This is a genomic window from Bacillus sp. JJ1503, from assembly GCF_036965125.1.
GTDB lineage: Bacteria > Bacillota > Bacilli > Bacillales > Cytobacillaceae > Cytobacillus.
In genome coordinates this window covers 1-9,085 of sequence record NZ_JBALOZ010000336.1, presented here as the reverse complement: position 1 = coordinate 9,085, position 9,085 = coordinate 1, and the positions used below count along the sequence as shown (strand labels likewise).

General features: G+C 37.6%; 9 protein-coding genes and 1 riboswitch. Of the genes, 2 read left to right on the top strand and 7 right to left on the bottom strand.

The window, feature by feature from the left end:
• Window positions 1-119: 119 nt before the first annotated feature.
• On the bottom strand, window positions 120-950 hold the full coding sequence (locus tag V7149_RS21820; RefSeq protein WP_335347695.1) for a Ku protein: 831 nt from the start codon (window positions 948-950) through the stop codon (window positions 120-122).
• A gap of 148 nt (window positions 951-1,098) precedes the next feature.
• On the opposite strand from V7149_RS21820, the gene V7149_RS21815 reads away from it, so the two are divergent.
• Window positions 1,099-2,940, top strand: a complete 1,842-nt coding sequence (locus V7149_RS21815; RefSeq protein WP_335347705.1) for a DNA ligase D — start codon at window positions 1,099-1,101, stop codon at window positions 2,938-2,940.
• A 20-nt stretch (window positions 2,941-2,960) separates the two neighbouring features.
• On the opposite strand, the gene V7149_RS21810 is transcribed toward V7149_RS21815, so the two are convergent.
• The 5 genes from V7149_RS21810 to V7149_RS21790 form a co-directional block, all read right to left on the bottom strand.
• A complete protein-coding gene (locus tag V7149_RS21810) occupies window positions 2,961-4,208 on the bottom strand; it encodes an EAL and HDOD domain-containing protein (protein ID WP_335347694.1) in 1,248 nt (415 codons plus the stop codon).
• 146 nt (window positions 4,209-4,354) lie between these two features.
• Entirely contained in the window at window positions 4,355-4,825 is a 471-nt protein-coding gene (gene ribH / locus V7149_RS21805; protein WP_335347693.1) for a 6,7-dimethyl-8-ribityllumazine synthase, read from the bottom strand.
• Window positions 4,826-4,840: 15 nt separating this feature from the next.
• Complete coding sequence (locus tag V7149_RS21800) at window positions 4,841-6,034, bottom strand: bifunctional 3,4-dihydroxy-2-butanone-4-phosphate synthase/GTP cyclohydrolase II (protein WP_335347692.1); 1,194 nt, start codon at window positions 6,032-6,034, stop codon at window positions 4,841-4,843.
• Window positions 6,035-6,071: 37 nt separating this feature from the next.
• Complete coding sequence (gene ribE, locus V7149_RS21795; RefSeq protein WP_335347691.1) at window positions 6,072-6,725, bottom strand: riboflavin synthase; 654 nt, start codon at window positions 6,723-6,725, stop codon at window positions 6,072-6,074.
• Between the two features lie 116 nt (window positions 6,726-6,841).
• A complete protein-coding gene (locus V7149_RS21790) occupies window positions 6,842-7,276 on the bottom strand; it encodes a RibD family protein (RefSeq protein WP_335347690.1) in 435 nt (144 codons plus the stop codon).
• Window positions 7,277-7,401: 125 nt separating this feature from the next.
• Window positions 7,402-7,547: riboswitch (FMN riboswitch) on the bottom strand.
• A gap of 135 nt (window positions 7,548-7,682) precedes the next feature.
• On the opposite strand from V7149_RS21790, the gene V7149_RS21785 reads away from it, so the two are divergent.
• The gene (locus tag V7149_RS21785; protein ID WP_335347689.1) at window positions 7,683-8,510 is read left to right on the top strand and encodes an EcsC family protein; all 828 of its coding nucleotides are present in this window, start codon (window positions 7,683-7,685) and stop codon (window positions 8,508-8,510) included.
• A 32-nt stretch (window positions 8,511-8,542) separates the two neighbouring features.
• Here the strand turns inward: V7149_RS21785 and V7149_RS21780 are convergent.
• The coding region (locus tag V7149_RS21780) for a peroxiredoxin family protein (protein ID WP_335347688.1) at window positions 8,543-9,085 on the bottom strand (543 nt) is incomplete at its 5' end.

Below are 9,085 nucleotides of genomic sequence, written 5' to 3'. Positions count from 1 at the left end.
CTTTCCGGGAGGCTCGACTTGTGCTTGTCGGGGGTGGGCACTAAGGAAAGCTCCTAGGAATAATCTTCGCAGGAACAATCTGCTCTTTGATTGTTCCGAAGGCGCTTCCGCTTTTCCTTTTATGCTTCCTTCTTAGCTTTTGTTGCCACACGTTTTTTCTTGGCTGCCGGTTTTTTAGGCTTTGTTTTATCAATCGATGCTTGTAACGCCGCCATTAAGTCTGTCACATTGGACACTGGCTCTTTTTCTGTAGGAGTGACTATTTCTTTTCCAGTTCGCTTCGATTCAATTAGCTCAAGTAAAGCTGTTCGGTACTCATCCGTATATTTTGCCGGTTCAAATTCTGTTGTAAGTTGATCAATTAGAAGAATGGCCGTATCAATTTCTTTTTTCGTTACTTTATCCTCTGCTGGCACATTTGGGACATCCACGGCATTTCGAACTTCATCCGGATAATGAATCGTTTCCATGACAAGGGTTTTTTCATAAACCCGAATAACGGCTAGCTGTTCCTTAGAACGGATGATAATTTTCGCAAGTCCAACTTTTCCGGAATCCTCTAATGCCTTTCTGAGTAAGGAATATGCTTTACCTCCTCCATCACCCGGAGACATATAATAGGTTCTATCATAATAGATAGGATCAATTTGCTCCATCATGACAAAGTCCATGATTTCAACGGCTTTATCTTCATTTTCCTTCTTCAGCTTTTCCAAATCGTCATTCTCAAGAACGACAAATTTCCCTTTTGTATACTCATATGCTTTAACAATGTCTTCATTCTTTACTTCTACGTCACAGACCGTGCATTTTTTTTCATATTTGATTGGGGAATGACATTCTTTATGAAGATTCCGAAGCTTAATATCTTTATCCTCTGTTGCTGTGTGCAGCTTAATTGGGATATTGACAAGACCAAAGCTGATACTTCCTTTCCACATTGTATGCATAAGTAAACTCCATTCTTCTTTTTCTTTAATTTGTGTGAAATGCAGAGACTCATACCCTTAAACTTTTGGAAATGGAGTAGCGAATAATAAAAAGGGAATTCTATAATTATTAACTTGTTTAGATGTGAGGAAAGGATGTTCGATAATGATCAAACCAATGCTGCCTAGTTTATCTTTTGAAGCCCCTAAAGGAAAGGATTGGCTTTATGAGGTGAAATATGATGGATTTCGTGCCATCTTACATTGGAGTCAGCATGAAATGTCCTTAGAGAGTAGAAATGGTAAATCATTGCTAACGATTTTTCCCGAAATTAAATCGTTTCTAGATGCCAAATTAGAGCTATTTCGCCCCTTTCTTCCAATAACACTAGACGGAGAACTTGTTTATCTAGAAAATGCATTTAAAGCTCATTTTGGACAGATCCAAGTGAGGGGGAGGATGAGGTCAGACAAGAGAATTGAAGAAAAAGCAAACACCTCACCGTGTCATCTACTGATTTTCGATCTATTGGAACTAAAAGGAGAATCATTAAAGGATTTTGATTACCTTTCAAGAAAAAGGAAATTAACTGAACTGTTTAAACATTGCTCACTCCCTATCCAGCCGGATGAAAACAGCAGACAACTCATGCAGCTAATTCCCTTTTATCATACGTTTCAAGAAATTTGGGACAAGGTTACACTTTATGATGGTGAAGGAATTGTCGCAAAGCAGGAATTGAATAAATGGGAGGAAGGGAAACGAACATCATTATGGATCAAATACAAGAATTGGAAATATGTTTCCTGTTTCATTACCGCTTATGATAAAACGAATGGCTATTTTTATGCTGGTGTTTTTCAAAATGATCAGGTTTACCCAATTGGACAATTTCTATTTGGATTGAAGCCGGACGAAAAAAAGGCACTATTTGAAACCATTAAGGCTAATAAAACGGATGATGATGATCAATTTTTTTATGTCGAACCCGGTATATGTGTTGAAGTGAAATACTTAGAAATTTATGAGAAACAGATGAGAGAACCCCACTTTCACAGATTTCGCTTTGATCTGAAGCCCAAGGATTGTAAGTTTGAACAATTTATCCAGCAGCAGAAAAATCTGCCTTCAGATATTGAAGTGACACATCCTGATAAACCATTATGGGAAGATCCACCTATACAGAAAATCGATTATTTACATTATTTAAGAGAGATTTCTCCTTATATGCTTCCTTTTCTCAAAAATCGGCTTCTAACAGTGATCCGCTATCCTCATGGTATTTTCGGTGATCCCTTTTATCAAAAGAATTGTCCTGAATATGCGCCTGAATTTGTAGAAACAAACATGTCTGAAGGAATTAATTATATCGTGTGCAATCATTTAAAAACATTGCTCTGGCTCGGGAATCAGCTCTCATTTGAATTTCACATCCCTTTTCAAACCATTTACAGTAAAGGGCCAAGTGAAATTGTTTTTGACCTGGACCCGCCATCAAGAAATGAATTTGGTCTAGCTATTAGAGCTGCTCTTTTAATTAAAGACGTTCTAGACCAGCTCAAATTGATAAGCTTTGTGAAAATATCCGGGAATAAAGGGCTGCAAATCTATATCCCTTTGCCAGAAAATACGGTTTCCTATGAGGACACAAGATTATTCACTTCATTTATAGCTGAATATTTAATATCAAAAGATCCCGATTCTTTTACAATTGAGCGTATGAAAAAGAACAGAGGAAACCGGCTTTATGTTGATTATATTCAGCATGCTGAAGGAAAAACAATTATTTCCCCCTATTCACCTCGCGGGACAAAAGAGGCTACTGTGGCAGCACCCCTTTATTGGGAGGAAGTAGTTAAAACGTTAAGAGTAGAGGACTTTCAAGTACCAAATATTATTAAGCGCGTCAATCAACACGGTGACCCGTTCAAAACCTATTTCGAAACAAAAGAAAAGCAAAATTTTGAACCTATATTGCAATTTTTAAGGAATAAAAAACCTGCCTTCTAATTAATGGCAGGTTTTCATCTTTATGGTGAAAATTTTTCTTCTAATACGAGGTCATTTGACCAGTTTAAAGATTCTGCATACAATTTAAATAGATCTTTTTCATCAATACTCAATTCTTTGCATTTTTCACTAATGATGCTCCACTGAGCTGTTTCCACTGCAAGAACGAGATCTAAAACATCCTTCAGTTGATTGGACTGACCATTCAATGCGTCACAAATCTCTTCTTCAAGAGGAAGCTCCTTTAGTATCATGCTCATTGGCATAGATAAAATCGAATCCATGATGGAAAACATGCCTGTCATAAAATAACTTGATGACGGCGCCCTTTTCACTTTCATTTTTGCAATTTCTTCACATAATTTTGCTCTTGTGAGACTAATTTGAATGGTTTCTTGAGATATTTTTCGCTTCTCAATTGTCGATTCCCGCACAGCTAAAACATATATCCATTTCTCCAATTCAATTAAACCGAGCAATACTACTGCTTGTTTAATCGAATTTATTTTTTGCTTAGGTCTAAATGCAGGGGAATTAATTAATTTTAATAATTTATAGGATAGGGAAATATCCCTTTCAATCAGTTCCGTAATTCGATCAATACTCGGTTCATTAGTTGCAAAGTTTTGGATCATTTCATAGTAAGAGTGAAAATAAGCTGGAATATCACGAGTTGATAGTATACTTGGCTTAGCAAAGAAATACCCTTGGAAATAGTGATAGCCTCTTTTCCGAGCATTGTCAAATACCTCTCTAGTTTCAACCTTCTCTGCCACTAATTTCAGATTCATTGACTTAACAACCCATTCAATTCGCTCTCTCATTTCTGCTGTAGTTGAAAGAAAATCGACTTTAACAAAATCCGCATACTTTAGTAGTTCATAGGAATATTTATTTTCTTCATTGAAAACAAAATCATCCAATGCTATCTGGTAGCCCAGCCCCTTTAGCTCTTTGCAGATTTCTACTAATTCAGCACTTGGTTCAATGGATTCCAAAATTTCAACAACTATATCACGCGGTTGAAAATAAGTAGGAAGTCTAAGATTTAGCAGTTTTTCGGTAAAATTAATAAAACAAGGCCTACCGTTAGATAGCTTATCAATCCCAATATTTAAAAAACTATTTACGATAAGTTCTGTTGTCGCTTGATCACCATCTACATCAGGAAAGGCATTCACCTTCTGATTCCTGCGGTAAAGAAGCTCGTATCCGAATACATCTTCATTTGCAGTAAGAATTGGCTGCCTAGCTACAAAAACTTCCATATATTACCCTCCGACAATTCTGCATTATATAATTGTCACTATTGTATACAAAAGATTACGGTTAGTTTGTCGAAATATGCAATAATTGAAAAAATTATTTGTTCTTATGTCAGTTTATATAGAGAAACAGAATATACCAATCATTCTTATAAGGAAAGCTGTTTATATAAATTACCCATCTCAATGGCTCCGACCGCTGCATCCCAGCCTTTATTTCCAGCCTTAGTACCTGCACGTTCAATTGCCTGTTCAATCGTGTCTGTCGTTAACACGCCAAAAATAATGGGGATTCCGCTCTGCATTCCGATTGAAGCAACCCCTTTAGCAACCTCATTACTGACGAAATCAAAATGTGGTGTTGCGCCTCTTATAACTGTACCTAGTGTAATAATCGCGTCATATCCCCCGACTTCAGCAAGCTTTTTGGCTGTTAATGGGATTTCAAAGGCTCCTGGAACCCAAACTACGGTTACATCCTCTTCCTTTACACCGTGACGTTTAAGGGCATCCTCAGCCCCAGTTAATAATTTTCCAGTAATAAATTCATTAAATCGTCCTACGACAATTCCTATTTTCAAACCTGTCCCAACTAAATGTCCTTCAATTACTTTTTTCATTGCTCATCTCTCCCGTTAAAATTTTAATAAATGACCAAGCTTCGTTTGTTTCGTTTTTAAATATGCTTCATTTTCAGTTTTTGCCGGCATTTGCAATGGGACACGTTCTGAAACCTCTAGCCCATACCCTGCCAATCCGGCAATTTTTCTCGGATTATTTGTTAAAAGCCGCATTTTTTTCACACCTAAATCTCGCAAAATTTGGGCACCAACTCCGTATTCACGTAAATCATCGCCAAATCCAAGCTTATGGTTTGCCTCAACTGTGTCGTATCCCTCTTCTTGAAGTTCGTAAGCCTTCATTTTGTTAATGAGCCCAATTCCTCTGCCTTCCTGCCTCATATATAATAGGATGCCTCTCCCTTCCCTTTCAATTTGCGCTAAGGCGGCTTCCAGTTGAGGTCCGCAGTCACATCTATTTGAACCAAAAACATCTCCAGTTAAACATTCGGAATGGACTCTTAATAGGACAGGCTCCTCTTCAGTAATTTCTCCTTTTACTAAAGCAACATGTTCCTTTCCATCTAAATTACTCGTATACCCAACAGCTCTGAACATTCCATAAACTGTCGGAAGCTGAATGTCAGCCTCTCTTATCACAAGAGAATCATGTTCTAGTCGATATTCAATTAACTGTTGAATCGTAATCATTTTTAGGTCAAATTTTTTGGCGATGATCTCTAAATCCTTTACACGGGCCATTGTTCCATCATCCTTCATAATTTCACAGATGATACCCGCTGGCTTTGCACCGGCGAGACGTGCCAAATCAACAGCTGCTTCCGTATGTCCCGCTCTTCTTAATACTCCACCTTCCTTTGCAATTAAAGGAAAGATATGGCCAGGGCGATTAAATTCATCCGGATGTGCATCATCTTTCAGCATTCTTTCTATTGTAAATGCCCTCTCAAAAGCACTTATACCTGTAGTTGTTTCTTTGTGATCGATCGAAACCGTAAATGCTGTCCCTCGGCTGTCCGTATTCTTTTCCACCATCGGAAGAAGATCTAGCTTACTGGCTAGCTCTTCAGAAATCGGAGTACAGATGAGTCCCCTTCCTTCTTTCGCCATAAAATTGACTGTCTCTGGGGTTACATACTCGGCAATTGAAAGAAAATCTCCTTCATTTTCCCTATCTTCATCATCACAAACAATAATGACTTTTCCTGCCTTCAAGTCTTCTAATGCTGCCTTTATTTCACTGAACATGCTTTACCTCCTGCTGCCTTTTTAGTTTGAAAAAAAATTAAAGAAAACCATTTTCTTTTAAAAAGTCTTCAGAAATCCCTGCATTCTCTGCCTTATTAATTTGTTCCTTCGTCATGAATGAATACAGATATTTGGCCAGCATATCAAACTCAAGATTAACAATTTCTCCAACTTGCTTAAGTCCTAATACCGTTTCCTTTGCAGTATGAGGAATTATTGAAACTGTCACCGATTTTTCTCTTACTCCAAAAATAGTTAACGATGTACCGTCAATAGTGATGGACCCCTTCATTAAGAGCAGATGGCTAAAGGAACTAGGCACTGATATTTCAATATAAATAGCATTTTCATTTACTGTCTTTTTGAGTATTTTTCCTGTACCATCAACATGGCCAGTCACGAAATGTCCGCCAAAACGTCCGTTTGCAGCCATGGCTCTTTCGAGGTTAACCTTTGTCCTATCCTTTAATGATGACAAGGAAGTACTTTTAAACGTCTCCGGCATAACATCTGCTGAAAAGCCGTCATGATTAAACTCTGTCACAGTAAGACAGACGCCATTTACAGAAATACTATCCCCTAACTGAAGATCTTGGAGAATTTTAGAAGCTTTAATTGTTAATATAATGGTGTTTCCGATTGCAGCGGCACTTTTTACGGTACCTAACTCTTCGATAATTCCTGTAAACATAATTCAGATTCCTCCTTTAGAGGGTCGCGAAAAGCATCTGCACGATTCGAACCTACTTCATTTCCAGAGAAAATAATCATTTGTGCAGATTGATCTCAAATTATATTTTCTTTTTTTTAAGACGTACGCAAATGCTTGTCTAAAACAAATCGAATGGGATTTTTTCCACCTTGGGGCAGTCTGGTGGTTAAATGTGGATTATCATGAATAATCGTATTGATACTTATCAGGATGACATCATTTTCATGTCTTAATTGGTGAACATCTAAACTGGACTCTGGAGAGGTTATCAATTTGCTGCCACCTATTTTTGCAGCCATTTTCCCATCAAATGGTACAGCTGCCTTTAACATTACATAAGGGAGTTTCGTTTTGATATCGTAATAAAATTGTTCATTTATAGCACGAGCCGGTCCCGCCTTTAAATGGGCGCCTAGTCCAAGTGCTTCGCTAATCTTTACAACCGCTCCAACCTTTGGATACATACTAGTTTGTCCACTAGTAGATAGGGCCATCGTTAGGACAAATTCCATATTCTTATGAACCTGCATCTCCTGTTTAATTGACTCCTTTCATTTAAATCTCTCCAGAAAAAAACCCGTACAAATTGTTGTACGGGGCATAATAACATAGCAAAATAAACGTAAAGAAAAAATCTTTTTTTACGCAATCTTGTCCATTCCTTCTCCCATCCAGACTTTAACTGTCGGCTTTGGAGTTTCACCAAATCCACCGTTTTCAACATTGAAACCGGGTCACGGACTAAGAGGATATATCCTCATCACCGCCGGTTGGGAATTTCACCCTGCCCCGAAGGAATATTATTCGATTTAAAGAAATAGTAACATGAGTTATATAAATATACAATTTTAAAGTAACTTGGCTGAAACAAATTGAAACTTTTCTACTGATTTCACGTATATGTATTTATCTAAAACGGGAAGGAATTTTGTTTAAATGGAAACAAAAGAACAATTACTGCTTGAATTAAAAAAGAGTGAAGACTGGGAAAAGGCGCAAAATGACTTATGGTTTTGGGAAAAACTCGGCAGACTGCCATTTAAGCTCTTGGACAAGTTCACACCCGCTTTTTTACAGAAGAAAATCGGGGTCATCCTTGATGAGCTTGGCCAATATATTCAATCTGGGGGACGGTATTTAAGCTCCGTTTCCTCCTTAAAGTCATATTATCCCGATAAGCAAATCAATCATTTAGAGGATGTCAATTTGATTGCTATCAATGAAATGGATGTTGCCGTCACAAAACTGACGAGCAATCGGAAACGTCTGGCTACTGTTCAAGGAGCGAGCACAGGGGTTGGCGGCATTTTAACCTTGTCCCTAGATATTCCCCTTCTTCTCGGGATCCAGTTAAAGACCCTTCAGGACATCGCTATTTGCTATGGATATGATCCAAAAGATAAAAAAGAAAGAATGTATATGGTAAAAGTCCTGCAATTCGTATCTTCTGATATCGTTGGAAAAAAGGCGATCCTGCAACAACTATCCTTAATCGATTCGCCAAATGATAGTGCCAAAAGAGAAGTGATTTCAGAAATTCAGGGATGGCGAGAGGTTGTGTTTACTTATAGGGATCAAATCGGCTGGAAGAAACTCTTTCAAATGATCCCTATCGCAGGTCTTTTATTCGGTGCCTTTATTAACCGCTCTGCAGTGAATGATATTGCTGAAGCTGGAATGATGCTCTATCGAAAACGGCGAATTAAAGCGAAATTAGCAGAAATATTAATGGAAAATGAGAAAAACTGCATTGCCAATGATTAGCAATGCAGTTTTTTATATCTTTATCTCTTCTTTTAAGGCAAGCGTTGAATTAGTTTTTCCATCGCCTCTTCGTCAACTGCCCCTAACACTTTTTTACGAATAATACCATCTGAATCGATAAAAAAGCTTGTTGGGTAGACCATAATGCTGTAATCACTAAATGCCTGTCCTTTTTCATCAAGCGGAATTGTAAAGGTTAATTGAAAATCGTCCACAAATTGATCAACATCATTTCTGTTTTTTTCAGATGTCGTCACATTTACACCTAGTATTTCAAATCCATCATTTTTATATTTGCTATACAACTTCTCCATATGCGGCATTTCTGCCTTACAAGGAGGACACCAAGTTGCCCAAAAATTTAACAGCACCTTTTTCCCTTTATAATCACTAAGCTTTACTATATTCCCATTTAAATCCGAAAGGGTAAAATCAGGTGCCCTTTTGCCTTCCTCTATACCAGTTTGAATCGTTTCAGGATTTTCTATCTTATCGTATTTCTGATTAAAGTTCGTTACAATCCCTTTATCCTTGAGAATCATTTTATCAACAATAAATAAACACAGTACGATTAT